The organism is Allobosea sp. 05T422_2, from assembly GCF_056396265.1.
Genome location: NZ_JBFTLD010000066.1, coordinates 1 through 26,379, shown reverse-complemented (window position 1 = coordinate 26,379; position 26,379 = coordinate 1). Strand labels below are relative to the sequence as shown.

Genomic DNA, 26,379 nt, shown 5'->3' with positions numbered 1-26,379 from the left:
GACAGGCAAGGACCACCAGGCCGCCGGCCGCGATGCCGATGGCGACCGCGAGATCGCGTCGCCAAGGCCAGAAGATCGACCTGCGACCGGTGGCCAGCGGGAAACAGATCATTGTCGCCACGGCCGAGATCACGACGCAGTTGAGCAAGGCGCGGCGGAGCACCGTATCGGAGATGAGACCGAGGAGCAGGACCCAGGCCGCCAGCACCGCGAGCAAGGCGGCCGCAAACCAGGCGGCCCCGAACAGAAGCGGCCGGGCCTTCACTTTGCCGATGATCGCGCTGGCAAAAGCTGCCGTTGCGACAGCGGCAATCAGGCAAACCGCTGCAATGCCGAGAGCCAGCAGCGCGGGACGATAGCCGGCGGCCTCCAGACCTTGGACGAAATCGTGCCACGCACCGCCGGACGAGAGCCAGCCCGACAGCCTCCTCGTCAGACCGTCCTCGATCAGCATGGAGAACCGATGGAGCATCCCGGATGCAACCTCGAGCTCGTCGGTCGTTGAAACAGCAGCCATGGTCTCAGTCTCGCGTGGAAGTCGACGACACCAGTCCGTCCAAGCCAGACAATTGTCCGGTACGGAGAACGTTCTGAACGCCTTGCAAGGGAGGGACGCCCCGATACTGCCGGGATAGGGCTGCGGCCTTCGCGGCGCAATCCGGCATAGGGCTTGCCCCCCTGGCCTGGCGCGGGGGCCACCTGCTGTCGATCCTGAGAACCGTCGCGCAGGAGACTGTGTCGGCAGACTGCGGAAAGGCGAGATCGCGCGCCGTTGCGCCTGACATTGCTGCTTGTCCCCTGCCGTGCCGGCTCCTGCGTGAGCGCTCCGGCTCGCTGCAGCACGCAATCGCGGACGAATCGGCCCGCGAGTCCCGCGGCGGGCATTTCGTGCGTGGACAGCCTGCCCGTCTTGCCATTTCGCGCCAATCGCGACCGATCGAACACGGCAGCAAACCGGCCCATCTGGCGCAGGCCTGCGCCGGGCAGGGGGCGATGATCGCAGCGTTCGAGGCCGGCGACCGGGCAGGGCTGGTCGAGCTCTGCCGCGACCAGCCCGGCCCCTCGCGCGACGCCTCTATCGCCGCAGTCGAGCCACGGCAGGGCCGCGATCAGGCGCGATAGGGGGCTCGACCAGGAGAAGCGTCGGCGCGAAACCCCTAGACGGCAAAGCGCTCGCTGCCCTGATGCCATTCGTGCGGTTCCGCTGGCTTGACGGAGCCTCCAAGAAGACAGCCGACCGGCCTGTCATCGGCAAATCCCAGGCGCACGCCGATCTCGGACAGGGAACCCATGGCCCGCCCTTGAAGAATGGTGATGCGCTGGCTGTCGCGACCCACCAGCCCGTTCCTGAGCAAGCCGAAGGCCAGGGCCGCAGCCGCGATGCCGGTTGCTGCATCCTCGGGATAGCCTGAGGATTTCGGGAATTGCCGCGCCTCGAAACGCCGCGCGCCCCGATCCTCGATCGCGTAGGGATACAGGCCCGTGGAGCCGATGCGCCCGCAGCAGTCTTCCGTCCGCCTCATGTTCAACGAGAGGCCATTCAGAAGCGCGGTGCTTTTCATGGGGATGAGCGTCTTGACGCGCGATGTCACCGCATTCTGGATGGGAAGGTCGAGGAGATCACGGCGCGAGAGGTTGAGGGTCGCCAGAACCTCCTCCTCCTCGGCCGCTGTCAGGTCGACGACCTTGCCGGCCGGCTGGCTGATCTCGACCGACGGGTCATCGGGATCCGTCAGATCGACATAGCCGGTCACCGGCCCGCTGCGCGTCTCGATGCGCAGCTGATCGGCCTGGAGCCTGCCAGCCATGGCGAGGCACCACAGCGCGCCGATCGTGGCGTGCCCGCACATTTCCATCTCGTGGCGCGGCACCCAGAAGCGGAAGGCATAATCGAAATCGGCACTGGAGCCTGGCAGGACGAAGCCGGATTCGTGGCCGAAGCGCTGGGCCTCCGCCTGCATTCTTTCGTCGGGCCATCCCGACGCATCGATCGCGATCGGGCAAGGATTCCCGCCGCTTCCCCTATGGGTGAAGACGTTGACAAGCCTGATGTCGTTCATCGTTGCAGCCCCGATCGCGTCATGGACGGCGCGACGGCGTCGACGGCGGCAGTCCCGGAGCCGACCGGAAATGTCTGCGTCAGATCCGAACCAATGACGAAGTCTGTTGGTTGAGCGCCCTGCATCGCATGTCCTCCCCTGGCTCTTGAAGCATCCCGCCAGGATAAGGGGCGGGGCGGCCCTCGCGCGACCGAGCGGGCCTCAAGACTTGTCGGATCGGGCCAGGTCCCGCCGCGCGGTCGTGGGTGTCAGGCCGGTCAKGCGCTTCATCGCCCGCGCCAGGGCGGAGCCGGATTCGAAGCCGACGCGCCAGGCGATCTCGCCAATGGGAAGCGTGGTCTCGACCAGCAGCTCCTGCGCCTGCCTGATCCGCTCATGGTMCTGGAAGGTGGCGATCGAGAAGCCTGTCTTGTCGCGGAACAAGCGTGTTGCATGGCGTCTGGACAAGCCGAACCTGTCGGCGATGAGGTCGAGCGGCAGGTCCTTGCTGGCGTTCTGGCTGATGAACGACCTGATCTCCGAAACCAGCATCTCGCCATGACCCTCCGGGCGCGCGCCGGACAGTTCATCGCTTCGCTCGATCTGCGCGAGGCAATTGATCAGCAATGCCGCAGCGAGGTGGCTGCGCGTGACCTGCGCAACGGCGTCATCGGCCTGCCCACTCTGGCACAGCCCGCGAAGCGACCGGATCTCGGACGTCATTGGGAAAAAGCCTGTTCGTCCGAGCTTGCCGCGCACACGATGCAATGAGCCGATGCGGGCCTCGATCTTCGCCAGTTGTCCATCTGCAGCGTAGATCGCCACATGGCGATGGACCGGCCGGGCTGCCGAGGTCTGGTGCGCGAGGCCCGGCGGAACGACGACGAAACGGTCCTCGCTCAGCCAGGCGCCGGATTGTCTGGACTCGTCGCGGAAATCGACCGCTCCGACATGCGGCAGGAATATCATCAGGCAGTCGTGCCAATGCCACGGCATGCGGTATTCGGAGCCGCCGCCCATCAGCGTCAATTGCTCTTCGCCATCGGCAAGCAGCGCGCCCACCGCGGAGCTGTCCCRAAGCTGTTGGATCGACCGGAGCATGTTTGCATGCCTAGCATCAGAAGCGAGATCAGAGAATGATTGGCTCCTGCACTTGCGTTCGGCAAGCACCGGCGGTCTCTGCGCGCGAGCCCGACAGGAATATCCCCCAGGGGGCGTAAGGGGGTTTGGAGACGATCCGCCTTGCCACTCGATTTCGAAAGCGATGACCCACAGCGAAGAAACCATCGACAGCGCGAAACGCGATGGCATCGGGATCGCCAAGCTCCGTTAGCCGTGCTCACGGCTAGGCCTTGGGGCGCAAAGCCGACTCCGTCGTTGGACGAACGGACAAAGGCAAGCATCGCGAATTTCGAAGCGCACAAGCAAACGTCGATCAGTCTGCAATAATTGCCGATTCTTCTGAGTAAAATTCGGCCATTCTGCCGTTCGCCTTGTAGTAGCCTCCCGAAGGCTGGGGCTGTCGATATCCGGCGATTGCGGATGACGGCGGCCTTCAGCGGCCTCTATGGCGCGAATGCAATCTCGGGAGAAGGCTGTGCAGAATACCGATAAGATTTGGACGATCGTCGATTCAAAGCAGGCGGACTACATCGAGTTGAGCGACCGCGTCTTTGAAATGCCCGAACTCAACTACCGCGAGGTCAAGTCGGCTGCGGCCCACGCCGAGCAGCTTCGGCGCGAGGGATTTCGCGTGGAGACGAGCATCGCCGGATTGCCGACCGCCGTCATGGGCGAGGCGGGAGAGGACGGCCCGGTGATCGCCATCCTCGGCGAGTACGACGCGCTGCCTGAGCTCTCGCAAGCCCCCGGCATGTCCGAGCATCAACCGCTTCCGGACCAGCCGGCCGGCCATGGCTGCGGCCATAACCTGCTGGGGGCCGGCGCCATGCTGGCGGCCGCGGCGGTCAAGGATTTCCTCGCGGAGCGTGGGCTCAAGGGCCGCGTCCGCTACTATGGCTGCCCGGCGGAAGAAGGTGGGGCAGGCAAGGCGTTCATGGTCAAGGAGGGCGCCTTCAAGGACGTCGACATCGCGATTTCCTGGCATCCCGCGGATTTTGCGGCGGTGACGGCAGCCTTATCCCTGGCCAACACGACGATCGACTTCGAGTTTTCCGGGCGCGCCAGCCATGCCGCCGCTTCTCCGCATCTCGGCCGTTCAGCGCTCGACGCCGCCGAGTTGATGAATGTCGGCGTCAACTACATGCGCGAGCACATGCCGAGCGATGCGCGCATCCACTACGCGTATCTCGAAGCAGGCGGCATCGCGCCGAACGTTGTCCAAGCCAAGGCCAAGCTCCGATATGTCGTGCGGGCGACGATGGTCTCCCAGGTCCATGAACTCCTCGCCCGGGTCCGGAAAATCGCCGAAGGAGCGGCACTGATGACGGAGACCACGGTCACCAGCGAAGTCGTCAGCGCGATGAGCAGCTTGCTGGCGAACACGCCCCTGGAGGATGCCATGCAGCGCAATTTCGATCGGCTTGGCCCGCCTCCGTTCGATGCAGACGACGTCGCCTTCGCCAGGCGCATGCAGAAGAGCGTGACGCCCGCGCATATCGAAAGCGCATTTCGCCGCTCGGGATTGCCGGTGACGGATTTTCCCCTGTGCAACGCGATCGCACCCAAGGAGGTGCCGGGGCCGCGTATGATGGGCTCGACCGATGTCGGTGATGTCTCCTGGGCCGTGCCGACGGTACAGGCGCGGGGCGCGACGTATACGATCGGCACGCCGGGGCATTCCTGGCAGTTGACGGCCCATGGTCAATCGCCGCTGGCGCACAAGGGCATGGTTCACGTTGCGAAGGTCATGGCGGGCGTAGCCGCGGACGTGCTCGTCGAACCGGGATTGCTGGAAAAGGCCAAGGCCGACTTCGAGGAGCGCCTGGTCCGGACGCCCTATAAGGCGCTCCTGCCAGACGACGCCAAGCCACCTTTCCACATGTTCTGACGAATGGAGGGCCATGGCCCGGCCGACGAATGGTCGGGCCATGGCCGCGAGCTCGCGCTAGCTCACCGAGCCTCCTAAGTCCCACGATCGCCTGTGCCGCGACGGCATTCTGGGGGGCGCTTGCGGACCGCGCGCGACTATCTCGCACAGGCCCTCTTTGGAGATAGAAGCATGTTCACTCATGTCATGATCGGCAGCAACGACCTGGAGCGGGCTAGAGATTTCTACGACGCCACATTCGCCGCGTTAGGAGGCGAGCCTGGCGAGATAGATGCCAGAGGCCGGCTGATCTATGCCCACAAGGGCGGTCGGCTGATGATCACGAAGCCGATCGACGGCAATCCAGCGACCGCGGCCAACGGTGGGACTATCGGTATCGCCGCTGCGAGCCGTGACCATGTTCTCGCGTGGCATAAGGCCGGCACCACGCATGGTGGGACGGCGATCGAGAGCCCACCCAGCGAGCGCCCGAACGGAGCCTTCGTCGCCTACCTTCGCGATCCGGACGGAAACAAGCTCACCGCGCGCTCTCAGCCGACGAAGTAACACAACTGGCAACAGCCGCTCCCAAGATCATCCCGCTTTTCGGGAAATCCGCCGGCAAGCGGACGGTCCAATCTCGGCCTCTCCTTTCGGGTCAATCGGCCCGACAGAAAGCGGACCTCCCCGCAGTCCCAGATGGGTCGCGAACGGAATTCAGGCGAGACGATTTGCAATCTCTGCTTCCAGGCCACCAGCCAGAGTCTGCTCCTGGCGCAGCCTCGGAGCGGCCCCGTGACAACAACGGGCTCAGCTCTGGGCCGAACGACTGGACCTCAGAGCCCGAACAGCCTCTCGAAGAAATTCTTCTGGCGCTTGGTGCGCTGCCGGGGTTGGCCCTTGCCGCTTTCATTGGCGTAGCGCGGATCCTGTCCGGCGCCGGCCACGCCCGCCAGGCCGACCGGCTTCTGGTCCTTGAGGGCGATCTTCATGAAATTGTGCCAGATATCGGTCGGCAGGTTGCCGCCGGATACGCCCTTGGTGGGTGTGCTGTCGTCGTTGCCGAGCCAGACGCCGGCAACCAGATTGCCGGTGAAGCCCACGAACCAGGCGTCCTTGTAGTCGTTGGTGGTGCCGCTCTTGCCGGCCATGGGCCAGCCGGGCATCCGCGCCCTTTGGGCCGTGCCGATGACGAAGACGTTGTGCAGCATCGCGTTCATCATCGCATCGGTGCCTGGATCGATGATCCGGCCCGCATCGTCCGGCGCCGGGCGGCTGAAGATCGGCTTGCCATCCGCAGCCTTCACCTCGGTGATCACGTAGGGCACGACCCCGAAGCCCCCGTTGGCGAAGCTGGCATAGGCGCCGACGAGCTCGAGCGGCGTGACTTCGGAGGTTCCGAGCGCGATCGTGGGGTCGGCCTGGAGCGGCGAGGCAATGCCGAGGCGCTGTGCCGTTTGCACGACGGACTGAGGACCGACCTCCATGGTGAGTTTCACCGCCACCGTGTTGAGGGAGAGGGCGAGAGCATTGCGCAGGGTGATCGGCCCGCGATAGCCGCGGTCATAGTTCTCGGGCTTCCAGCCGTTGATGTTGACCGGCGAATCCGAGCGCACGGTGTCGGGGCGAAGCCCCCGCTCGAGCGCCGTCAGATAGACGAAGGGCTTGAAGGCCGAGCCCGGCTGGCGGCGGGCGGAGGTCGCCCGGTTGAACTGGCTCGTCTCGTAGTTGCGGCCACCCACCAGCGCTGTCACGGCCCCGTCCGGCCGCATCGCCACGAAGGCGCCCTGGCTCACATTGAATTTCTGGCCCTTGGCGTCGAGTTCGTCCACGAGCACCCGCTCGGCCGCCGCCTGCAGGGCTGGCTCGAGGGTGGTCGAGACCACGATGTCGGAATCGATGGCGCCGACGGTGTCGTCGAGCGCTTCCATCACGTAGTCGGCGGCATAATTGGCGGAGCCGGCCGCCTTGGGACGCACGATCTGCGCCGGTGCGCCAAGAGCCGTGCTGGCCATGTCGGGGGTGATGAAGCCGAGCTCCTTCATCGCCGCGATGACGCGTTCGGCGCGGGCCTGTGCGGCTTCCCGGTTGCGGCTKGGGGCCAGGCGCGAGGGGGACTGGACGAGGCCGGCCAGCAGGGCGGCTTCCGACAGCGACAGGTTGCGGGCCGACTTGCCGAAATAGCGCTGCGCCGCGGCCTCGACACCATAGGCACCGGCGCCGAAATAGACCCGGTTGAGATAGAGTTCGAGAATCTGGTCCTTGCTGTAGCTGCGCTCCAGCCAGAGCGACAGGATCGCTTCCTGGATCTTGCGCGAGACCGTGCGCTCCTGGGTCAGGAACAGGTTCTTGGCGAGCTGCTGGGTCAGCGTCGAGCCGCCCTGGAGGCMTCCGTCATGGGCCAGATTGCGGTAGGCTGCGCGGAGAAGGCCCATCAGGTCGATGCCCCAATGGTCGTAGAAGCGCCGGTCCTCGATGGCGACGAAAGCCTTGGGCAGGGAGGGCGGCAGCTCCCCCAGCGAGACCTCGCGGCCGCCCGTCTCGCCGCGATTGGCGAGAGGCGAGCCGTCGCTCGCCAGGATGGCGATGTTCGGGGGCCGTTTCGGCACCGTGAGCTGGCTGAGCGGAGGCAGCTGCGCGGCGTAGTAGGCGACGCCGCCGCCCAAGAGGATGACGCCGCCCAGGCAAAGCACGAGCCCGGCACAGGCCAGCTTTCTCAGGACCAAGCCGCCGCCCACGCGCCGGGCCTTCCCGGGCTGGCTGGACGCATCAGCGCTGACCTGAGAGGCCGGCCCGCGCGCCGTGGTCTCACCCTCCCGATCCTCGGAGGAGGGGCGAAAATCCAGCTCATGCGCGTCCGTCGCCAGCGCGTCGACAAGCGGCTCGCGCCGGTCAGATCCGTTCGCCACCTGTGGTCAGCCCCCAATCCGTGCAGCCGGTGCCATCGGGCGCTTCTGACATCGGGTCTTGGCGCAACTAAGACCAGCAGACAAAGCGCTCTGTCGCCATCTCCGTGCCAGCGCGATGTCGCCGGGCGCGCGTCCGCCCGGAGAGCGAGAACCTAGTCGTCCCATCTGATCGCCGCGCGTCCGCTGGTGATGTCCCTGACCAGTTTGGAGACCAGATCGGCCTCCAGCTTTGGAACCGACACCGACAGCACTGCGCCGGTATCCGTGAAGACCTGATCGCGCAGCTGCACCCCCGGCAGATCACCAAGCCGCGCCTGGACGCGCGCCAGATCGCCGAACGCGCAGGTGATCGTCACTGATGCCGCCTCGACCAGCGCCACCGTCTCGGCCGCGCGCAAGCAGAGGGCGGCCGTGCCGCCATAGGCGCGGATCAAGCCGCCGCTGCCGAGCAGGACCCCGCCGAACCAGCGCGTCACGACAACCGCGACGCCGTCCAGCGCTTGCCCGTCGATGGCCGCGAGTATCGGCTTTCCCGCTGTGCCGCTCGGTTCTCCGTCATCGTTGAAGCGATAGCCTTGTCCGCAACGCCAGGCCCAGCAATTGTGATTGGCCGCCGGGTCCGAGTGGGCAGCGATGAACTCCTTGGCTGCCGCCTCATCCGCAACGGGAGCGGCGGTCGCAATGAAGCGGCTCTTCTTGATCTCCTGCCGGAATGAGTTGAGCCCAAGGAGTGTGAAGCGGTTTTCCATGCGCTCATGTACCGGCTCAGGAGCACCCTGGGCAAAGCCAATGACAGATCTCCGCCTGGGCGCGACCGGGACTGGTGCGTCACCCATGGCAGCAAGGCCGACCGCGCGTTAGACTGAAGCCGGCCCATCGATCGGGCTGGCCGAGGCCGGTGCGAAGCTTCGGACCGGGGGCGCGGACAACGTCTCTGCCGCCGGCGCAAAGGAGTGTGGGGCCTGATGGACCGCTTCGATGCGATGCAGGTTTTTCTGGCGGTCGTCGATGCCGGCAGCCTGTCTGCGGGAAGCCGCAAGCTGAACGCGCCGCTGCCGAGCGTCAGCCGGAAAGTCGCGGAGCTCGAGCGCCATCTCGGTACGCGCCTGCTCGTCCGGACCAGTCGGAATGTCCAGCTCACCGATGCGGGGCGCGACTATGTCGATGCGGCACGCCAGATMATCGCACAGACCGTCCACGTCTCCGCCTTAACCCCTGAGGAGAACCGCCATGCCTGGTCCGCACCCGTTGATCGGCCGCAGGAGCTTCATCGCATCAACCGTCGTGGGAACGATCGGCGCGATGCTTCCCGCCGTGAGCGCGACCGCAGCGCCCTCTCCCTCGCGCTCGCCGCAGGAGAGCGCGGCCGCAGACCCGAAGGCGAGCGGCGACAGTTCGATCCGGCCATTCCGCTACCACGCGACCGACGAAGAACTCGCCGACCTGAAGCGCCGCATCAAGGCGACGAAATGGCCCCAGCGCGAGAACGACCCGACCCAGGGCGTCAGCCTCTCGAGCATCGAGAAGCTCGCCGCGTATTGGGCGGACCAGCATGACTGGCGAGACGTCGAAGCACGAATCAACAGCTACCCGAACTTCGTCACGACGATCGACGGGGTGGATATTCACTTCATCCAGGTGAAGTCGAAACACCCGAACGCGCTGCCGGTGATCGTCACGCATGGTTGGCCCGGGTCGATCATCGAGCAGCTGAAGATCATCGACCCGCTCACTGATCCGACCGCTTTTGGCGGCACTGCAGCCGATGCCTTCGATGTCGTGATCCCGTCGCTGCCGGGCTATGGCTTTTCCGGCAAGCCGGCCGTCAACGGCTGGGATCCGCAGCATGTCGCACGCGCCTGGGCGGTGTTGATGCAGCGGCTCGACTACACGCGCTATGTCGCGCAAGGCGGCGATTGGGGCAATGCGGTCACCGAGCAGATGGCGCTACAGCGCCCGGCCGGGCTGGCCGGGATCCACACCAACATGCCGGCGACCGTTCCCGCCGAGATCGCCCCGCTGCTTCCCAACGGCCCCGAGCCCGCGGGCCTGGATGCCGAGGAAAAGCATGCCTGGGACCAGCTCGTCGATTTCTATGCGAACGGGCTCGGCTACGCGCAGGAAATGGCGGGCCGGCCGCAGACTCTCTACGCGCTGGCGGATTCGCCGGTGGGGCTGGCGGCCTGGATCATCGACCACGACATCCGCAGCTATAACCTCATCGCGCGCGTCTTCGATGGCGCGAAGGAGGGCCTGACCCGGGACGATATCCTCGACAACATCACGCTGTACTGGCTGACGAACACGGCGGTCTCCTCGGCGCGGCTGTATCGGGAAAGCAAGCTCGCGTTCTTCGCGCCCAAGGGTGTGCCGCTGCCGACCGGCGTCAGCGCATTCCACGACGAGATCTACCAGGCGCCGGAAAGCTGGACGCGCAAGGCCTATCCGAACCTGGTCTTCTACAGGCGCCACGACACGGGCACGCATTTCGCGGCCTGGGAGCAGCCGCAAGCCCTGACGGACGATCTGCGCGCGACATTCCGCTCGCTGCATTGAGGCGTCGCACAAAGTGCACGGTTCCGGCCGCGGGCTTCTGCCGAGCCTGCGGCCGGAACGCATCCCCAGAACTGGCATCGCCCCCACGGCGGAATCCAGGCCAAGACACCCATCAGCAGACTCGCTCTCGACGAGGACAACCTGTTGACGCTCCACAGCTAGATCATCGGACCGGACACGATTTCCGGTCCGATGATCCAGCCCTTCGGCGAAGAGCGGTTGCACCTTGAGACGGCGAGGGGGCTCGTCGACGCGCCGTTGGGTCAGGCGCCGCCATGCGTCCGGATCGCGTCCGCCAGCCGGGTCGCGCTGAGCGAGAGCGGCCGGGATTTGACCCAGAGCAAGCCGATCCGGCGCTCGATGCTGGGCGCCGTGATCGGCACCATGGCCAGGTCCGTGCTCCGGAACATCGCAAAGGTCATCGATGGCAGCGCGGTGATGCCGAGGCCGGCCGCCGCGAGGGCTGCCGCAGAGGGGATCTGGTCGACTTCGTATCTCGGCTCGATCGACAGGTTGCCGTGGACGAACCCGGCATCGGTGAGCCTGCGCACCGACGAAGCCGGCGAGATCGCGATGAAGTCATGGCCGGCGAGGTCCGCCCAGGTCACGCTCTCGCGCGTGGCGAGGCTGTGCTGGCGGTGACAGACCAGGTGCATGCGGTCCGACGTCACCGGATCGAAGGCGAAGGCGCCGAGCGAGGCCGGGTGGCCGACGATCGCGAGGTCCACGATACCGTCCTCCAGCAGCTCCGTCGCCCGGTCCTGGGGCGCGTCGCGGATCTGGACATCGATACCGGGGAAGCTGCTGCGAAAGGCGCGGATCGCCGGGGGTAGCAGCGTGCAGACCACGGATGGAAGTGCGGCGATCGAGACCCGGCCGTGCACGCCTTCGTTCCGGCTGGCGATCGCCTCGAAGGTCTGGTGCAGACTGCGCACGGCATCGCGCGCGCTGGCGACGACGTGCCGCCMTTCATAGGTCAGCGTCAGCGCGCGCGTCGTCCGGTGCACCAGCCGATAGCCGAGCTCGGCCTCGATGCGCTTCAGCGTCTCGCTGACGGAGGGCTGCGTGATGCCCAGGCGCTCGGCCGCGGCCGTGAGATTCAGCGTTTCGCCGATCGCGACCAGGATCTCCAACTGCCGGATTGTCAGATTCATGGCGCCTCGGTGGTCGATCGGCCGGGCCGGCGGTCTGTCGCCTCCCGTGCAGCTCAGTCATAGGCTCGTCCTATGGAATAATGAATTCCCATTATTTGACTTTCTGAATGCGTCGCCACCAATGCATCAGGCGCGGCCATGGGCCGGGCTGGCGGCAACGGATGGGTTCGGCATGGCGACACAGGTTCGGATCGGTGCTGCGGCGGGCTTTGCCGGCGACCGATCGGATTCGGCCGGGCCGGTGATCGAAGCCTTGGCGCAGCATGACGGGCCCCGTTTCCTGATCTTCGAGACGCTGGCCGAACGCACGCTGGCGCTCGCGCAGATCGACCGGATCGCCAATCCCGCCCGCGGCGAGGTGCCCGCGCTCGAGCGCCTGCTGCGCCCGGCTCTCGGGGACGCCGCCCGGCACGGCATCAGGATCATCGGCAATTTCGGCGCGGCCAATCCGCGGGCCGCTGCCGCGAAAATCCGCAGCTGGGCCGCAGAGGCCGGATATCCCGGCCTGAAGATCGCGGTGGTCGAGGGCGATGACCTTCTCGGCCTGATGAGCCCGGCCGAATTCACCGCCTGCGAGAGCGATGGCACGATCCTGGCGCGGGCGCCCGAGATCATCGCCGCCAATGCCTATCTCGGCGCGGGCCCGATCGCCGAGGCCCTGTCGCGCGGCGCCGACATCGTCGTGACCGGGCGCGTCGCCGACCCCGCTTTGGTGCTGGGGCCGCTGATCCACAGCTTCGGCTGGGCCTGGGACGATTGGGACCGGCTCGCCGCCGGCATCCTGGCGGGGCATCTGCTCGAATGCGGGTCGCAGGTCACGGGCGGCTATTTCGCCGATCCGGGCATCAAGGACGTGCCGGGCATGGACCGGATCGGCTATCCGATCGCCGAGGTCGAGGCCGATGGCAGCTTCGTCGTGACCAAGCCGGACGGCACCGGCGGGCTGGTCGACCGGCGCACGGTTACCGAACAGATCCTCTATGAAATCCACGATCCGGCCGCCTATCTGACGCCCGATGTCGTGCTCGACCTGACTGAGGTCGAGATCGAGCAGGTCGGCCCCGACCGGGTGCGCGTCACCGGCGCCAGGGGCCACCCGCTGCCGCCCACACTGAAGGCGACGATCTGCGTCGATGGCGGCCATCTCGCCGAGGCCGAAATCTCCTATGCCGGCCCCAATGCCGGGGCGCGCGCGAAGCTCGCAATCGAGACCGTGCAGCTTCGGATGCGCCGCTTCCATCCTGCTCTCGCCATTCGCGTCGATCTGATCGGCGCCGTCAGCGTCTTCGGAGACAGCGCGGGCTCCGGCATTTCCGACCTCGTCTGGGACAGGCTGCCGACCGATCTGCGCATCCGCTTCGCCGCCGAGAGCGATGATCGTGCTGCCGCCGAGTGCCTGCTGGACGAGGTCGAGGCGTTGTACTGCGCCGGGCCGGCGGGCGGGGGCGGGGTGCGCAAGCGGCTGACGCCGCGGCTGCGCAGCGCGTCCTGCCTGGTCGCGCGCGACAGGGTCACGCCCCGCGTCAGCTTCCTGGAGGAGGCGGCATGATCGAGCCGATCCGCACGCCGCTCCATGCGCTTGCCCATGCCCGCTCCGGCGACAAGGGCAACCGCCTGAATATCGCGCTGGTCTGCCGCCACCCGGCGCTCTTCCCGGTGCTGGCCGCAGAGCTCACGGCCGATCTGGTGGCGGAGATCTTTCGGGCGAGGGCGCCCTCCCGGGTCGTGCGCTACGAACTGCCCCGGCTGGCTGCCTTCAATTTCGTCCTCGACGATGTTCTGGACGGCGGCGTCAATGCCAGCCTGGGCCTCGACGGCCATGGCAAGACCCTGTCCTTCCTGCTGCTCGCGGCCTCCGTCCCGGTCCCCAAGGCCGTGCTGAACGCTGTCGCCGACGAGACCCCGATCCTCGCTTCGACCCGCCATCCCCAAACTCCTGGAGGCCCGCGATGAGCGCCCAGCCCGTCGTCGATCATCTGCTCGCCCGGCACGATGCCGTACTGGACCGGCTGAATGCCTTCCTGAGGCTGCCGAGCGTCAGCACCGATCCGGCCTATGCGCAGGGCATGCAGGACACGAGGACGTTCCTGCTCGATTGGCTCAGGGAGATCGGGCTGTCGGATGTCCAGCTGCTCGATGGCGGCGGCCAGCCGGCGGTCTATGGCACCTGGCTCGGCGCGCCCGGCGCCCCCACGATCATCATCTACGGCCATTACGACGTGCAGCCGCCCGATCCGCTGGCGCTCTGGAAGACGCCGCCCTTCGAGCCGACGACCCGCGACGGCCGGCTCTATGCGCGCGGCGCGTCGGATGTGAAGGGCTCGACCACGATCGCCATCGAGACGGTCGCGGCCTTCCTGGCGGTCAAGGGCCGCTGCCCGGTCAATATCAAGCTCTTCATCGAAGGCGAGGAGGAGACCGGCAGCCCGAGCCTGCATGCCATCGTCGCGCGCTATGGCCCGCTGCTCAAGGCCGACGCCATGATCTCCGCCGATGGTGGCCGCGCCAGCCCGACCGTGCCGACGATCAATGTCGGGGCGCGCGGGCTGACCAAGCTCGAACTCGTGGTCCGCACCGCCGACAAGGAGCTGCATTCCGGCCGCTATGGCGGCGCGGTCCGCAACGCCCTGCACGAGCTCGCCGCGATCATCGCGACGCTCCATGACAGGAATGGCGCGATCGCCATCCCGGCGCTGATGGAGGCCGTGCGCCCGCTCAGTGAGCGGGACCGGCAGGACACCGCCGCCCTGCCTTTCGACGAGGCGGCCTTTGTCGGCGATATCGGCGGCATCGCGGCCGGCGAGCCGGGCTACAGCATCCGCGAGAGACTGACGCTGCGCCCCGCCATCGACGTCAACGGCATGTGGGGCGGCTATACCGGCTCCGGCAGCAAGACGGTGATCCCCGACGAGGCGCGCGCCAAGATCACCATCCGCCTCGCACCGGGGCAGGACACCGACCAGGCGGCGCAGGCGCTCCAGGGACATATCCTGGCGGTGGCGCGGCCCGGCGTCGCGGTCAGCTTCGAGGCGATAGGCGGCGGCTCGCCGGCCTCGACGCTGGCTGCCGACCACCCCCTGGTCCAGGCCGCCACGCGCGTCCTTAGGACGACATCGCAGCAGGAGCCGGTCCATGTCCGGCTCGGCGCGACGGTGCCGATCACCGCGATCTTCAAGGAGACGCTCGGTCTCGACACCTTGATGTTCGGCTTCAATCTGCCCGACGAGGACGTGCACGCGCCCAACGAGTTCTTCCATCTGGCGTCGATCCCGCTCGGCCTGCAGGCCTGGCCGATGCTGCTGGAGGAGCTCGGGCGTTTTCCTGCCGCGGCTTTTGGGGCTGACGCTCCGGGCGGGAAGGGCTGAGCCGATGGCCGGGATGATCGTCGCGGCCCAGCCCGAGGCCGTCGAGGCCGGAGCGCTAGTTCTCAGGCGCGGCGGCAACGCCGTCGATGCCGCGATCGCCTGCGCCTTCGTGCAATCCGTCGTCGATCCGCAGATGACCGGCATCGCCGGCTATGGCTCGATGCAGATCTACATGCCCGGCCGCAATGCCCATGAGGTGCTGGAATTCTATGCCCGCAGCCCGTCGGCGACCCGTGCCGACATGTGGCAGGACGCGATCATCGGCGAGGCGCCGGACGGCTTCTCCTTCGTGGTCAAGGGCCATGTCAACGAGATCGGCTATCAGGCCGTCGGCTCGCCGGGCAACCTGAAGGGATACACCACGGCGCTGGCCGAATACGGCACCATGGATCTCGCCGATATCATGCAGCCGGCGATCGATTACGCGCGGGGCGGCTTCAGGATCCGGCCCTACATGCATTACTACATGGCGCTGAACCAGTCGGAGCAGGGGCGGGTGCCCAATGAGGACCTGCTCCGCTTCAGCGCGACCGGCCGGGACCTGTATTTCCGGGCCGATGGCAGCCTGAAGCGCCCCGGCGACACCGTCGCCAATCCCGATCTCGCCCGCACCCTGGAGCGGATCGCGGCAGCCGGCCCCGAGATCTTCTATCGCGGCGAGATCGCCGAGCAGATCGCCGCCGACATGAAGGCGAATGGCGGCCTGCTTGCCTATGAGGACCTGGCGAACTACCAGCTGCGGCGGTCGAAGCCGGTCTGGGGCAGCTATCGCGGCCACCGCGTCGCCAGCGTCCAGCCGCCCGGCGGCGGCGTCTCGCTGATCCAGCTGCTGCATGTCCTCGAGAACTTCCCGCTCGGCGAACTCGAGCATAATGGCGGCGAGCATCTGCGCATCCTGACCGAGGCGCTGATGCGGGTGACGGCCGACAAGGACGCGCATATCGGCGACCCCGATTTCGTCGAGGTKCCGACCGACCGGCTGCTGGCGAAGGACTATGCCGCGACGCTGGCGCAGAGCATCCGCCGGGGCGAGCGCGGCGCCATCGAGCGCTTGAAGCTGAAGCCCGAGGCCAACGACACCACGCAGGTCTGCGTCGTTGACGGCGAGGGCAACGCGGTGACGCTCACCCACACGCTCAATATCCCCAGCGGCGTCATCAGCGATGGGCTGGGCTTCATGTATAACGGGCTGATGAGCGCCTTCGATCCGCGGCCCGGCCGGCCGGGCTCGCTGGCGCCTAACAAGGGCCGCACCAGCTCGCAGATGCCGAGCATCGTCTTCAAGGATGACAGGCCCTTCATCGTCATCGGCGCGCCAGGCGGCACCGCGATCCTGCCGGCGATGGCGCAGGGCATCAGCAACATCATCGATTTCGGCATGCCGGTCTTCGATGCGGTCGCGGCGCCACGGATCAGCGTGACCAGCAACAGCATCGATATCTCGAACCGGATCCCACGCTATGTCGCCGCGGAGTTGGAGCGCCAGAGCTATCGCGTCGCGCGCTCCTACCAGGGCTTCGCCTTCGCGGCGCTGCATGCGGTGCTCGCCGATGCCGGCCGCCTGTCGGCCGGCGCCGACCCGCAGCGCGACGGCATGTGGCTGAGCGGCTGAGCCGGAATGAAGCGGCCAACAGACCTAATTCCAGTCATTCGATCATGAGGACCCCGATGAGCGCATCACTCAAAACCTGGCTTGCGGCGACGCTGCTGACGACGGGGCTCGGCCTCGCTCCTGCACAGGCGGCCCCGCTGCGGATCGCGATCGGCGGCGCCTTCACCTCGATCGACCCGCATTTCTACAATGCCACGCCCAATCATTCCGTCGCGATGCATGTCTTCGACCGCCTGGTCGACCGCGCGCCCGATGTCAGCCTGAAGCCCGGTCTCGCCCTGAGCTGGACGCCGGTCTCCGACACCGTCTGGGAGTTCAAGCTGCGCCCCGGCGTGACCTGGCATGACGGCAAGCCCTTCACCGCCGACGATGTCGCCTTCACCTATCAGCGCGCCCGCAACGTCCCCAACAGTCCCGGTGGCTTCGGCGGCTTCCTGCGCGCCGTGAAGACGGTCGAGGTCGTCGACCCGCTGACGCTGCGCATCGACACCGGCGAGCCGGCCCCCAACCTGCCGCGCGAGCTGGCCTTCGTGCCGATCATCTMGCGCCATGTCGGCGAGAGCGCCACGACCGAGGACTACAATTCCGGCAAGGCCGCCATCGGCACCGGCCCCTATAAATTCGTCAGCCAGACCCCGGGCGACCGGGTCGAGCTCGTCCGCAACGACGCCTGGTGGGGGCCAAAGCAGGACTGGGACAAGGTCACGCTGCGGATGATCACCAATTCCGGTGCACGTGTCGCCGCGGTCCTGGCGGGCGATGTCGACATCATCGACACGCCGCCCGTCGGCGATCTCGAGAAGCTGAAGGCGGATCCGCGCGTCACCGTCGCCACGACGGAAGGGCTGCGCGTCATCTATCTCGCGCTGAATTCGCTTGAGCCGGGTGCCGCCACCATCACCGACAATGACGGCAAGCCGCTGCCGAAGAACCCGCTGCTCGATCTCAAGGTGCGCCAGGCGCTGTCCATCGCGATCAACCGCGACGGCCTCGCCGACCGGATCATGCAGAAGACGGCCCGGCCGACCGGCCAGTGGCTGCCGGCCGGCACCTATTCCTATGCCAAGAGCGTCACGGTTCCCGCCAATGACCCCAACAAGGCCAAGGCGCTGCTGAAGGAGGCGGGCTTCCCGGACGGGTTCAAGATCACGCTCTTCACGCCCAATGACCGCTACCCGAACGATGCGGCGACCGCCCAGGCGGTCGCCCAGATGTGGACGCGGATCGGCGTCAAGACCGCGGTCGAGACGCTGCCCTGGAGCGCCTATGCGACGCGCGGCGGCAAGCAGGAATTCGGTGCCGGGCTCTGGGGCTGGGGCAGCCCGACGGGCGAGGCCGGCTATCTGCTCTCGAATGTGCTCGCCAGCAACAATCCCTCCAAGGGCCTCGGCGTCTTCAATTACGGGCGCTATGCAAATCCGGCGCTCGATACCCAGATCGTCCAGGCGCTGGCGACGATCGACGACGGCAAGCGGGAGCAACTGCTCGTCGGCGCGGTCGAGACCGCGGCGCGCGAGGTGCCGATCATCCCGCTCTTCATCCTCGACAACGCCTGGGTCACCCGCAAGGGCATCGTCATCKACCCGCGCCGCGACGAACGCACGCTGGCGGTGGATGCCCGCAGCGCCAGGTAACACGAGTATCGACAACGCGACGGACCGGTCCGGTCCGTCGCCCGGGGACATGAGATGATTGCCTGGTTCGCCCAACGACTTCTGCAGGCTTTCGCGGTCGTGCTCGCCATGACGGTGATCGTCTTCGTCGGCGTCAACGTGATCGGCGATCCGGTTGCCGTTCTGGTTCCGCCCGATGCCGACCAGGCGGAACGCCTGCGCGTGATCGCGGCCTTGGGGCTCGACCGGCCGCTCTGGCAGCAATATCTCTCGTTCCTCGGCGGCGCGGTCAGGGGCGATCTAGGGCGCAGCTTCGTCTTCAACGAGCCGGCGCTGCGGGTCATCCTCCAGCGCATGCCCGCAACGCTCGAGCTGGCGCTCGCCGCCATGCTGCTCTCGGTGGTGATCGGCATTCCGCTCGGCCTCTATGCCGGCGTCCGGCCGAACTCGCCGGTGGCGAAGACGATGATGGCCGGCTCGATCCTGGGTTTTTCGCTGCCCAGCTTCTGGGTCGGGCTGCTGCTGATCATGGTCTTTGCGGTGCAACTGAGCTGGCTGCCGGCCGGCGGCCGCGGGCCGACGCGCGAATTGCTCGGCCTGCAATGGTCGTTCCTGACCCTGGAGGGCCTGCGCCATCTCATTCTGCCGGCCTTGAACCTCGCCTTGTTCAAGATCTCGCTGGTGATGCGGCTGGTGCGGGCCGAGACCCGCGAGATCGTTCCGCAGGACTATATCCGCACCGCTCGCGCCAAGGGCCTTGGCGAGGGCGCGATCCTGCGGGTCCATCTCCTCAAGAACATCCTGATCCCCGTCGTCACCATCGTMGGGCTGGAATTCGGCTCGGTGATCGCCTTCTCGGTGGTGACGGAGACGATCTTCGCCTGGCCGGGCATGGGCAAGCTGATCATCGACAGCATCAACCTGCTCGATCGCCCGATGATCGTCGCCTATCTCATGGTGATCGTCGTGCTGTTCGTCGTCATCAATCTCGTGGTCGACCTGATCTACACGGCTCTCGACCCGCGCGTCCGGCTCGAGAACTGAGCGACCGGGCCTTGCAGGTGAACACCATGCCAACCTCCTCGCGTTCCGCCGCCCCGGAAGCGGCCGCTCCGGAAGCGGCGCCCGCGACGCGGCGCACGCMGCTGCTGCGCTTCCTGCGGGCCTTTGCCGCCTCGCGCCTGGCCGTGCTCGGCCTCGTGCTGCTCTGCGCGATCATCGCGCTCGCGCTCCTGGCGCCGTGGATCGCGCCACAGAACCCCTATGACCTGATGCAGCTCGACATCATGGACGGCCAGTTGCCGCCCGGATCGGTCTCACCCACGGGCATGACCTACTGGCTCGGCACCGACGATCAGGGCCGCGACATGCTGTCGGGCATTCTCTACGGCCTGCGCATCTCCTTGCTGGTCGGCCTGACATCGGCGCTGGCGGCAGCCGCCATCGGCACGACGCTCGGGCTCATCGCAGCCTATGCGGGCGGCCGCACCGGCACCGCGATCATGCGCATCGTCGACCTGCAGCTCTCCTTCCCCACGATCCTGGTCGCGCTGATGATCCTGGCCTTTCTCGGCAAGGGCGTCGTCAATGTCATCCTGGCGCTAGTCATCGTCGAATGGGCCGCCTATGCCCGCATCGCCCGCGCCAGCGCGATGGTGCAGCGGCGCAAGGAATATATCGAGGCGGCAATCTGCCAGGGCGCGTCATCGCTGCGCATCCTGTTTCGCCATTTGCTGCCGAACTGCCTGCCGCCCCTGATGGTGATCGCCACCGTCCAGATCGCGCGCGCCATCGCGCTGGAGGCGACCCTGTCCTTCCTCGGGCTGGGCGTGCCGATCACCGAGCCCAGCCTCGGCCTGCTGATCTCCAATGGCTATCAGCACATGCTATCGGGAAAGTTCTGGATCAGCTTCTATCCCGGCGTGGCGCTCCTGATCACGGTGGTCGCGATCAACCTGATCGGCGATCAGCTCAGGGACGTCCTCAATCCGCGCGCGCAGGCCTGAGAGCAGAACCCGGGCATGGCGCGACGACGAGGGGGAAGACGACCGCTCCCTGTCAACGTCGCCCCCGAACGATCCCGCTCCCCTGAATGCGCCTGGGGCCGAAATCCTGCGCTTCGAACACATGGCGAAAGGGCAGGATGCCCATGTCCTGACCAACGCCACGGTATGGAATCTGACCGGCAATTCAAACCTCACAAACCTGACCAATGACGCAAGCCTGGTCGCCTTTTCGGCGCCCGCCGGCGATCCGGGGGGGCTGGCCAGTTACAAGACGCTGACAGCGGTCAACTATACCGGCGTGGGCGGCAGGCTGGGCCTCAACACCTTCCTTGGAAACGACAATTCGCCGTCGGACCGGCTGGTTATCAACGGGGGCAGCGCGACGGGCCTCTCCTCGCTCCAGGTCGCCAACACGACAGGCCACGGAGACCTGACCGTGGGCAACGGCATCCTTGTGGTCGATGCGATCAATGGCGCCACGACGGCGGTCGGCGCCTTCGCACTGGCTGGCCCTGTGGTTGCCGGTCCCTATGAGTACTCGCTCTATCGGTCCAGCCGTGATGCGTCGGGGTTGGAGAGCTGGTATCTGCGTTCGGACCTGGCTCCAGTGCCGCCTGCGCCTCCCGGCCCCGGGCCGTCGCCGGCACCGCCCTCGACCGGCATCCCGGATTTTCGCCGCGAGACCTCGCTCTATGCGGCGCTGCCGGCTATGCAGCTGATCTATGGCCGCACCCTGATCGACAGTCTGCATGAGCGCGTCGGCGAGCTTGCGCCCCTCGAGGCGCCCGAAGTCACGGAGGAGCGGACGATCGGGTGCGCGAACCCCGAGAAGAACGACCGCTGCACCACGACCGTGCGGCTGCCGGCCGGCACAGCCGCCCCCGGGCACTCCTATGCCTCGGCCGGCTGGCCCGGATCATCGGCACACATGGCAACCAGGATGGCGGCCCCTGGGGCATCTACCGTAACGGCCCGAACTACGACTATGACCTCTATGCTTTCCAGGCCGGTCTCGACCTCTATCGCAGCCAGAACTCCGACGGCTCACGCGATCATGCCGGGATCTATGCCGCGATCGGCCGGATCGAGGGCGACGTCACCCATTTCAACGGCATCAAGGCCGGCCACAACACCATCGATGTCTATTCGCTTGGCGGATACTGGACCCATTTCGGGCCGTCGGGCTGGTATCTCGACGGCGTCGTCCAGGGCACCTGGTATGATGCCAAGGCCGATTCCAGGCGCGGCTTCACCCTCAACCGCGACGCGTTCGGCTTTGCCGCCTCGCTCGAAGGCGGCTATCCGCTCCAGCTCGGCTACGGCGTCGTCTTCGAGCCGCAGGCGCAAATCATCTACCAGACGCTCTCGAACGGCTCGGCAGCCCTGGTGCGCTTCTCCGACGCGGACTCACTCGCCGGCCGGATCGGCGCTCGCCTTGCGCGGAGCTGGACGCTGTACGAGGCCACGCTCGGCGCCAGACCGCGGATGCTGACTGCCTGGCTGAAGGCCAGCCTCTGGAACGAATTCATGGGCAATCCCAAGACCGCGTTCTTCTCGGCCACCGGCTTTATCCCGTTCCGGGCCGATCTCGGCGGCAACTGGGCCGAGTTCAAGGTCGGCGCCGACGCACAGCTGACCAGGAACACCACCCTCTACGCCAGCGTGGGCTACTCGGTCGGCCTCGATGGCCGCTCGCATACCTATGACTGCCGGCTCGGTGTCATGGTAAGCTCGGCGTTTCGTCCTGACTTGGATCGATATTGGCTTGGACCAATCCTGGCCTGACGATCAATCCTGGCCGGGGAGGATCGTTCGCGAAATCCCGGCCACGGCTTGCTCTGCGCCTGTCGCGGATGCGGCAGCGCTGGAAGTCGAGCTGAACGGCCGGCTCGAAGGCGCGTATGGCGACCTTGCCGCGCCCGTTGTCGGCAATGCGGCCTGGCCACCCGGCTCTTGGCCCTGTTCGGCGACGAGATCGCGCTTGGCGTCCGCGCMTCGATGATGATCGTGACGGAGCGCCTCGCGCCGTTGCTCGATCCCGTCGTCAGCGTCGGGTGCGGCCGATCTCGACCGGGAGCGCGTCAGGGCGCCGTCGCTGATTGAGTCCCCACTGTCCCGGGGGTACATTGGGCGACATGACCGACGACTTCCCTGACATTCTCCGTTCGCCGCTCTGCCAGACCGTCACTCGCGATGGCGTGACGGTGCAGGTCGAGATCTACCGTCTCGCGGACAGCGAGGGCTGGACGCTCGAGCTTGTCGATGAAGATGGAGGGTCGACCGTCTGGGAAGAGACGTTCGCCAGCGACGCTGCAGCCTTGGCTGAGTTCAATGAAGGGCTGGAGGAACTCGGACTCGCTGGTTTGATCGACCCGGAAGGGGACGAAGAAGCGACGGTGCACTAGGGTCGAAACTCCGGCACGGCGACCAGCTTTCGCGGGACGCTGCGTGGTCCCGGGCGATGAAGATGCGCGTCCGGGCGAGGTCCATGTTCCGGATCCATCGCGAGCGACACCAGTCCATTGGCACGGGCGAAGAGCCGCATGTTGCATGGCGCCGCCATGGCGGTCGTTGGACAGCCGCGCCGTGTTGACGGCCGAAGCGCGGTCGGGCACCTTCGCTCCGTTCATCTGGCGTTAACGTTCTGTTAACGTATTCAGGGTCCCTTCCAGGGATGACGGTCCGCCGCCTGCGGCAGCCCGGAGCCCGTAATCAGGAGGTTGCCGCATGAAGCGCGCCGTGATCGCTGCAAATGCTGTCCGTCCCGTCGGCAATGTTGGCCGTCCCATCGGCAAGAGCCGCTCCGGCCGCAAGGCGATCCCGCTTCTGATTTCACTGGCTGCGCCGGCGCTGGGCGCCTGCAGCATGTCGCCTGTCGAGACCGCTTCGACGGTGGCGCCGGCGACAAAGGATCCTCGTGAGGCGCGCAAGCGCGCGGTTACCCTGGCCAAGGCCGATCCGCGCGAGAAGGAATGCCTCGTCCGCGCGATGTATTTCGAATCGAACCGGTCGAGCGATGCGGGTCTGCTCAGCGTCGGCACGGTGGTGATGAACCGGGTGGAATCGCCGCGTTACCCTGAGACGATCTGCGGCGTCGTCGGCGCGCCGCGCCAGTTCGCCGCCGGCGTGCTGACCCGCCCGATGGCTGCACGCGACCTGCCGAGGGTCGAGGCCATCGCGGAAGACATCCTCAACGGAAAGCGCCACGAGCCTGTCGGAGCGGCCAAGCATTTCCACATGGCCGGGATGCGCTTTTCCTATCCCAACATGCATTACGTGACCTTGGCAGGCGGGAACGCCTTCTATGTGAAGGGCGAGCGGCCCGAGCGGCGCCGCATCGAGGAGCCGAACTATCAGCTGGCTGCGCTCAACCTGCCTGCGGCTCCCGCCACCACATCGACCGTGCAGACCTCGTTTGCCGCCGCGCCGCTGGCATTCGCCCCKGAGGCTCCCGCGCCGGCCGTTTCTGCGCCGGCAAGCCCGACCCTGACGCTCGTCAGCACGATGCGGCTGCCGCCCAGCCGGCCCTATGATCTCGACCTGCCCAAGAAGACCCTGCGCGCCTTCAACGCGCCGCCGGCGAGCGGCGTCCGCGTGGCTGCGCTGCCGCTCGAGACCCGCGGCCTTCGCGGCGGCCTGTCGCTGGACTGACCGCGAGCGGCCGCCTGCGTCTGGACGCAGGGCGATCGACCGCCAGTCTTGCCTCCCCACAAGCTGGGGAGCGCTGTTGCCGCAGCCGTGCGCGAAACGTGCGATCGAGGCCGACAACGTCTCGGCGACGGCCGCAAGGATCAGCTCATTCAGGACGGGGCCGCGGCGGTTCGCGGGTCAGCCGGCCGCAGAGCCTCGCGAGCGTCGCGCGCATGTCGGCTCGGGGCACGACGATATCGACCATGCCGTGCTCCTTGAGGTATTCGGCCTTCTGGAAGCCCTCCGGCAGCTTTTGCCGGATCGTCTGCTCGATGACGCGCGGTCCGGCGAAGCCGATGAGGGCACCGGGCTCCGCGATATGCACATCACCCAGCATGGCATAGGACGCCGTGATGCCGCCCGTCGTCGGGTCCGTCAGCACGACGAGATACGGCAATTTCGCCTTGGCCAGACGCCGTCGGGCCACGGTCGTGCGCGGCATCTGCATCAATGCCAGCATCCCTTCCTGCATGCGCATCCCGCCGCCGCTCGCGAACAGGATCAAKGGCGTGCGGTGCGAGATGGYGGCTTCTACAGCGGTGACGATGGCTTCCTCGGCTGCCATGCCAGGCGCGCCGCCCATGAAATGGAAGTCCTGGACCGCCACCGTGACAGGTATGCCCTCGAGCCTGCCGCGGACCACTTTGACCGCGTCCTGCAGCCCGGTCTTCGCTCTCGCCTCCTTGAGGCGGTCGATATAGCGCTTCGTGTCGCGGAAGCGCAGCGGATCGACCGGCCCTTCCGGCACGGGCACATCCTCCTGGGAGCCCGGATCGAGTGTGATCGCCAGGCGTTGCGCTGCCGTGATGCGCAAATGGTGACCCGAGCCCGGAATCACCCATAAATTGGCCTCGACATCCCGGTGGAAGACAAGCTGGCCGGTGACCGGGCACTTGATCCAGAGCTTTTCGGAGGTTTCCCTCCGCAAAAGAGTGCTGATCTTTGGCCGCACCACCGCGGTAATCCAATTCGTCGGTGATTCCCGCATGGGCGTTCGCAAGCTCCGTTGCGTCGGTCGGACATTAGATGCGCTCGAACGGAATGCCGTGCAACCGGCCTGCGCTGCTGCCTTCGCGGCGATCTGGTGCTCAGTCCTGAAGCACTGCCCGGTTCCGGGCGGCTGGGCGCAAAGCGGCAGGYGCTATTCGATCCCGCGCCGTTCAGGTAGCATGGACATGCCGCAGGAGAGTGGCCGCCCGGCGGCGAAGCACCGGCCGGTCGGATCCCGCGCCGGAGGGTGCCATGCGATTCATCGCGGGTTTCGTCACAGCCTTCATCGTCCTGGCCATCGCCGGCCTCGCCCTGGTCTTCAGCGGTCTCGTCAATATCGCCGCCCGCGAGCCGCACAGCGCCCCGGTATTCGTTCTCCTGCAGACCGCCATGCGCCAGTCGGTGGCCCGCCAGGCGGCCAAGGTGCCGGCGCCGGCGCCATCCACGGACATTTCCCGGGGTTTCCGTCTCTACAACGAGACCTGCGTCTACTGCCATGGCGCCCCGGGGAAGGACCCGACCGATATCGGCAAGGGCCTCAATCCGGAGCCGCCCTTCCTGCCGGATACGATCCAGCACTGGAGCGCCGCCGAGATCTTCTGGATCGTCAAGAACGGGGTGCGGATGACCGGCATGCCGTCCTTCGCGGACACCCATAGCGATGACGACCTGCGGGCCGTCGTTGCCTTCGTGCAGAAGCTGCCGACCATGACCGAAGAGCAATATGCTGCCTATGAGAAGGCGCAGTGAGCGCCAGGCTCCATGGCGGCCGGCACCGGCTCGGGCCAATTCGAGGAGGACCATCATGCGAACCGCAACGTGCCTGCTGGCTGCGCTGTCACTGTCGACCCTGCTGATCGGCCCGGGCGCCTGGGCGGCCGGTTTCGAGTGCGGGGGGCGGCCGACCGCCGATACGCCGGCCGGCGTCAAGGACATCACGGCGCTGCTGCCGGTCTCCGATCCGCTCGACCATCCCGCCTCGCTCAATGCCGCCGTCGACACATTGCGCAGCCAGGGCCTGACCAAGACCCTGATCATCGACAATCTGATCGGCGCCTATTGCGCCCTGCTGGCCAAGGACACGGCGCTGGCCGACGCGCAGAAGACCGCCCGGCTGCGGAGTTTCAGCCTGCAGGCGACACGGGCGGTCTACGCCATCGAGATCGCGGACCGCATCATTCTCGACGTGCCGCTGATGCCCGACGTCGTCGACGCGGTCAGCGCCAGGGCGCGGGCGGCGGGTCTGACCCCGCAGGACTGGATTGCGCAGGCGGTAGCCAAAGCACTGGCCGCGCAGCCGTGAACGGCCGGGCTGCCGGGGAGCGGGCGCAGGACGGGCGAACGATCGGCAGCCTGAGCTGAACGCCACGGTGTCGCGTCGCAGAAGCGTCTGCAACGGGGGTGGTCCGTTATCAGCATTTTCCAGAGACCGACTGAGGTCCGGCCCAACCAGACC

General features: G+C 66.9%; 23 protein-coding genes and 3 pseudogenes. 19 read left to right on the top strand and 7 right to left on the bottom strand.

Annotation, left to right across the window (positions count from 1 at the left end):
• The coding region (locus tag AC1DJT_RS14200) for a hypothetical protein (RefSeq protein ID WP_476834281.1) at positions 1–517 on the bottom strand (517 nt) is incomplete at its 3' end.
• A 371-nt stretch (positions 518–888) separates the two neighbouring features.
• Here AC1DJT_RS14200 and AC1DJT_RS14195 point away from each other — a divergent pair.
• The gene (locus AC1DJT_RS14195) at positions 889–1,122 is read left to right on the top strand and encodes a hypothetical protein (RefSeq protein WP_441493829.1); all 234 of its coding nucleotides are present in this window, start codon (positions 889–891) and stop codon (positions 1,120–1,122) included.
• 35 nt (positions 1,123–1,157) lie between these two features.
• Here the strand turns inward: AC1DJT_RS14195 and AC1DJT_RS14190 are convergent, their stop codons facing one another.
• A complete protein-coding gene (locus AC1DJT_RS14190; RefSeq protein WP_476770743.1) occupies positions 1,158–2,060 on the bottom strand; it encodes a PhzF family phenazine biosynthesis protein in 903 nt (300 codons plus the stop codon).
• A gap of 201 nt (positions 2,061–2,261) precedes the next feature.
• Positions 2,262–3,101, bottom strand: a complete 840-nt coding sequence (locus AC1DJT_RS14185) for a helix-turn-helix domain-containing protein (protein WP_476834280.1) — start codon at positions 3,099–3,101, stop codon at positions 2,262–2,264.
• A 535-nt stretch (positions 3,102–3,636) separates the two neighbouring features.
• Between AC1DJT_RS14185 and AC1DJT_RS14180 the strand changes: the two genes are divergently transcribed.
• The gene (locus AC1DJT_RS14180) at positions 3,637–5,049 is read left to right on the top strand and encodes a M20 family metallopeptidase (protein ID WP_476834279.1); all 1,413 of its coding nucleotides are present in this window, start codon (positions 3,637–3,639) and stop codon (positions 5,047–5,049) included.
• Between the two features lie 171 nt (positions 5,050–5,220).
• The gene (locus AC1DJT_RS14175) at positions 5,221–5,595 is read left to right on the top strand and encodes a VOC family protein (protein ID WP_441508292.1); all 375 of its coding nucleotides are present in this window, start codon (positions 5,221–5,223) and stop codon (positions 5,593–5,595) included.
• Between the two features lie 269 nt (positions 5,596–5,864).
• Here the strand turns inward: AC1DJT_RS14175 and AC1DJT_RS14170 are convergent, their stop codons facing one another.
• On the bottom strand, positions 5,865–7,937 hold the full coding sequence (locus tag AC1DJT_RS14170) for a transglycosylase domain-containing protein (protein ID WP_476834278.1): 2,073 nt from the start codon (positions 7,935–7,937) through the stop codon (positions 5,865–5,867).
• 152 nt (positions 7,938–8,089) lie between these two features.
• Positions 8,090–8,686, bottom strand: a complete 597-nt coding sequence (locus AC1DJT_RS14165; protein ID WP_476769306.1) for an IMPACT family protein — start codon at positions 8,684–8,686, stop codon at positions 8,090–8,092.
• 216 nt (positions 8,687–8,902) lie between these two features.
• On the opposite strand from AC1DJT_RS14165, the pseudogene AC1DJT_RS14160 reads away from it, so the two are divergent.
• The 3 genes and pseudogenes from AC1DJT_RS14160 to AC1DJT_RS14150 form a co-directional block, all read left to right on the top strand.
• Positions 8,903–9,124: pseudogene (locus AC1DJT_RS14160) on the top strand (LysR family transcriptional regulator); the annotation flags it as partial.
• A 43-nt stretch (positions 9,125–9,167) separates the two neighbouring features.
• Positions 9,168–10,493, top strand: a complete 1,326-nt coding sequence (locus AC1DJT_RS14155; protein WP_476769307.1) for an epoxide hydrolase family protein — start codon at positions 9,168–9,170, stop codon at positions 10,491–10,493.
• Between the two features lie 60 nt (positions 10,494–10,553).
• A pseudogene (locus AC1DJT_RS14150) lies at positions 10,554–10,655 on the top strand (IS481 family transposase); the annotation flags it as partial.
• A gap of 101 nt (positions 10,656–10,756) precedes the next feature.
• On the opposite strand, the gene AC1DJT_RS14145 reads toward AC1DJT_RS14150, so the two are convergent.
• On the bottom strand, positions 10,757–11,647 hold the full coding sequence (locus tag AC1DJT_RS14145) for a LysR substrate-binding domain-containing protein (RefSeq protein WP_476834277.1): 891 nt from the start codon (positions 11,645–11,647) through the stop codon (positions 10,757–10,759).
• Positions 11,648–11,819: 172 nt separating this feature from the next.
• Between AC1DJT_RS14145 and AC1DJT_RS14140 the strand changes: the two genes are divergently transcribed.
• The 11 genes and pseudogenes from AC1DJT_RS14140 to AC1DJT_RS14090 all read left to right on the top strand — a co-directional run bounded on the left by AC1DJT_RS14140 (position 11,820) and on the right by AC1DJT_RS14090 (position 23,894).
• On the top strand, positions 11,820–13,196 hold the full coding sequence (locus AC1DJT_RS14140; RefSeq protein WP_476769308.1) for an acyclic terpene utilization AtuA family protein: 1,377 nt from the start codon (positions 11,820–11,822) through the stop codon (positions 13,194–13,196).
• On the top strand, positions 13,193–13,600 hold the full coding sequence (locus AC1DJT_RS14135; protein ID WP_476832572.1) for an AtuA-related protein: 408 nt from the start codon (positions 13,193–13,195) through the stop codon (positions 13,598–13,600). Before AC1DJT_RS14140 ends, AC1DJT_RS14135 begins: the two co-directional genes overlap by 4 nt.
• A complete protein-coding gene (locus AC1DJT_RS14130; protein ID WP_476769310.1) occupies positions 13,597–15,012 on the top strand; it encodes a dipeptidase in 1,416 nt (471 codons plus the stop codon). Before AC1DJT_RS14135 ends, AC1DJT_RS14130 begins: the two co-directional genes overlap by 4 nt.
• Before the next feature lie 4 nt (positions 15,013–15,016).
• Positions 15,017–16,624, top strand: coding sequence for a gamma-glutamyltransferase (gene ggt / locus AC1DJT_RS14125; protein ID WP_476832573.1), 1,608 nt, complete (start codon positions 15,017–15,019; stop codon positions 16,622–16,624).
• A gap of 56 nt (positions 16,625–16,680) precedes the next feature.
• Positions 16,681–18,258 (top strand): ABC transporter substrate-binding protein, encoded by a 1,578-nt coding sequence (locus AC1DJT_RS14120; RefSeq protein ID WP_476834276.1) that lies wholly within the window; start codon positions 16,681–16,683, stop codon positions 18,256–18,258.
• A gap of 54 nt (positions 18,259–18,312) precedes the next feature.
• Positions 18,313–19,281 (top strand): ABC transporter permease, encoded by a 969-nt coding sequence (locus tag AC1DJT_RS14115; RefSeq protein WP_476769313.1) that lies wholly within the window; start codon positions 18,313–18,315, stop codon positions 19,279–19,281.
• A gap of 26 nt (positions 19,282–19,307) precedes the next feature.
• Positions 19,308–20,243, top strand: a complete 936-nt coding sequence (locus tag AC1DJT_RS14110) for an ABC transporter permease (RefSeq protein ID WP_476834275.1) — start codon at positions 19,308–19,310, stop codon at positions 20,241–20,243.
• Positions 20,244–20,364: 121 nt separating this feature from the next.
• Positions 20,365–21,003: pseudogene (locus AC1DJT_RS14105) on the top strand (autotransporter outer membrane beta-barrel domain-containing protein); the annotation flags it as partial.
• Positions 21,004–21,056: 53 nt separating this feature from the next.
• On the top strand, positions 21,057–22,028 hold the full coding sequence (locus AC1DJT_RS14100) for an autotransporter family protein (protein ID WP_476769314.1): 972 nt from the start codon (positions 21,057–21,059) through the stop codon (positions 22,026–22,028).
• A gap of 350 nt (positions 22,029–22,378) precedes the next feature.
• Positions 22,379–22,648 (top strand): hypothetical protein, encoded by a 270-nt coding sequence (locus AC1DJT_RS14095; protein ID WP_441493575.1) that lies wholly within the window; start codon positions 22,379–22,381, stop codon positions 22,646–22,648.
• Positions 22,649–22,970: 322 nt separating this feature from the next.
• The gene (locus AC1DJT_RS14090; protein WP_476769315.1) at positions 22,971–23,894 is read left to right on the top strand and encodes a cell wall hydrolase; all 924 of its coding nucleotides are present in this window, start codon (positions 22,971–22,973) and stop codon (positions 23,892–23,894) included.
• A gap of 145 nt (positions 23,895–24,039) precedes the next feature.
• On the opposite strand, the gene accD is transcribed toward AC1DJT_RS14090, so the two are convergent.
• On the bottom strand, positions 24,040–24,921 hold the full coding sequence (gene accD / locus AC1DJT_RS14085) for an acetyl-CoA carboxylase, carboxyltransferase subunit beta (protein ID WP_476834274.1): 882 nt from the start codon (positions 24,919–24,921) through the stop codon (positions 24,040–24,042).
• 254 nt (positions 24,922–25,175) lie between these two features.
• On the opposite strand from accD, the gene AC1DJT_RS14080 reads away from it, so the two are divergent.
• Both AC1DJT_RS14080 and AC1DJT_RS14075 read left to right on the top strand, forming a co-directional pair.
• Positions 25,176–25,673, top strand: a complete 498-nt coding sequence (locus AC1DJT_RS14080) for a c-type cytochrome (RefSeq protein WP_441493578.1) — start codon at positions 25,176–25,178, stop codon at positions 25,671–25,673.
• 55 nt (positions 25,674–25,728) lie between these two features.
• Entirely contained in the window at positions 25,729–26,226 is a 498-nt protein-coding gene (locus tag AC1DJT_RS14075; protein WP_476769318.1) for a hypothetical protein, read from the top strand.
• Positions 26,227–26,379 lie beyond the last annotated feature (153 nt).

Bases quoted from the DNA above. Each gene is read 5' to 3' on its own strand.
- AC1DJT_RS14175 (WP_441508292.1), top strand. From the start codon at position 5,221: ATGTTCACTCATGTCATGATCGGCAGCAACGACCTGGAGCGGGCTAGA.
- AC1DJT_RS14140 (WP_476769308.1), top strand. From the start codon at position 11,820: ATGGCGACACAGGTTCGGATCGGTGCTGCGGCGGGCTTTGCCGGCGAC.
- AC1DJT_RS14075 (WP_476769318.1), top strand. From the start codon at position 25,729: ATGCGAACCGCAACGTGCCTGCTGGCTGCGCTGTCACTGTCGACCCTG.
- AC1DJT_RS14135 (WP_476832572.1), top strand. From the start codon at position 13,193: ATGATCGAGCCGATCCGCACGCCGCTCCATGCGCTTGCCCATGCCCGC.
- AC1DJT_RS14165 (WP_476769306.1), bottom strand. From the start codon at position 8,686: ATGGAAAACCGCTTCACACTCCTTGGGCTCAACTCATTCCGGCAGGAG.
- AC1DJT_RS14130 (WP_476769310.1), top strand. From the start codon at position 13,597: ATGAGCGCCCAGCCCGTCGTCGATCATCTGCTCGCCCGGCACGATGCC.
- AC1DJT_RS14155 (WP_476769307.1), top strand. From the start codon at position 9,168: ATGCCTGGTCCGCACCCGTTGATCGGCCGCAGGAGCTTCATCGCATCA.
- AC1DJT_RS14080 (WP_441493578.1), top strand. From the start codon at position 25,176: ATGCGATTCATCGCGGGTTTCGTCACAGCCTTCATCGTCCTGGCCATC.
- AC1DJT_RS14190 (WP_476770743.1), bottom strand. From the start codon at position 2,060: ATGAACGACATCAGGCTTGTCAACGTCTTCACCCATAGGGGAAGCGGC.
- AC1DJT_RS14095 (WP_441493575.1), top strand. From the start codon at position 22,379: ATGACCGACGACTTCCCTGACATTCTCCGTTCGCCGCTCTGCCAGACC.